Raw genomic sequence first — 1,521 nt, 5'->3', positions numbered from 1 at the left:
TTAAATATTGGAAGAAAGGTAGTCGGAGAGGCCGCCTTTAGCGGGAATCCGATAGAGAGGTTCGTAGTTAACCCAGTACGGGTCAAAGCGTACAAAGCTAATTCTAGATGCAATATTTGCGTACAGAATTAGTAACTATAGCACTAGGCTAATTTTATCGAACCCTTCTGTCATTTTTTGCCACAAAAGGGAGAGATGAGCCAATAAAAGCCCATCTCTCGGTAATTTATCCCTATACTTTAGTGACAGCCAAGAAGACTTTACTTGTTACCATTACCCTGCATGGCTAAAACCGCATCGCGCAGTTTATCCGGCACTTCTTGCAGGTGATCCTCATCCCACTGGAAGAAACCGACACCCATAGTCAAAGAACGCAATTCAACGATAAAATCGTGCATTTCCGCTTGGGGTAGATAGGCCGTTACCTGATCCCAACCTTTCCACTCCGCAGAAGCTTCAAAACCCTGAATTTGACCGCGTTTACCACTGATTAACTGTAAAACCTTGGCAGTGTATTCTGAGGGAGCGAGAACCGTCACCGATAGAATTGGTTCTAATAAGACCGGATGACATTTAGGCAGTCCCTCCGTCATCGCTAGACGGGCCGCTTGTTTAAAAGCTTGTTCGGAACTATCGACACTGTGATAGGAACCATCGGTGAGAGTAACATCAATATCCACCACGGGGAAACCCAACGGACCATGACCGAGATATTCCCGCACTCCCGTTTCTACCCCGGGGATATACTGTTTGGGGACGACACCACCGACAATGCTTTCATGGAAGTGGAAACCTTCCCCCCGGGCCAGGGGTTTAATATCCAGGTACACATCGCCAAAAGCACCGTGGCCGCCGGTTTGGTGTTTATAACGTCCGTGGGATTTGGTGCTGGTTTTGATTGTTTCCTTGTAGGGAACTTGGGGTAAATGGGTGGTCATCGGTAGATTATACTTGCGCGCTAGGCGATCGAGGGCCACTTGCAGATGAATTTCTCCCTGTCCCCAAAGAATCACTTCTTTAGTATCACCGTGTTGTTCCCAGTAGAGGGAAGGATCTTCTTCGATCAGTTTCGTCAAAGCTGAACTTAATTTAACTTCATCCTTGCGATTTGCGGCGGCAATGGCCAAGGCAAAGACGGGTTTGAGTTGTAAACCTTTGGGAAGATCGGGTTTTTGACTGCCGCTGCTCACCACGTCTCCGGTGGCGATTCCCTCCAAACGACCGAGAGCGACAATTTCCCCCGCTTGGGCCTGCGGTAAGGGTTGTTGTTGTTGTCCCATGAGACGATAGATACCACCAATCCGCACACCGTTCAAGGCCATGCCATCGTTAAGGGTTCCCTGCCAGATTCGCGCTAGGGAGAGGCGACCGCCCTGGGGAGTAAAATAGGTTTTGAGGATTTGTACCACTGCATCTCCATCCGCACTGGGATCGAGACCGCGACGGTTGGCAGTAATTGTCGGGGCCGGTGTTTCTTCCACTAAAGCGGTGAGGAGATGACGCACACCATAGTCCCGTTCC

At 49.5% G+C, this 1,521-nt stretch carries 1 protein-coding gene; it reads right to left on the bottom strand.

The window, feature by feature from the left end; genetic code table 11:
- Positions 1-260: 260 nt before the first annotated feature.
- On the bottom strand, positions 261-1,521 hold a 1,261-nt coding region (locus tag PX481_RS08390; RefSeq protein ID WP_288094345.1), incomplete at its 5' end, for an elongation factor G.

This window comes from Microcystis sp. M53603_WE2, assembly GCF_030065435.1.
Note: the sequence above shows the minus strand (reverse complement) of the source record. Positions and strands in the feature narration are given on the sequence as shown.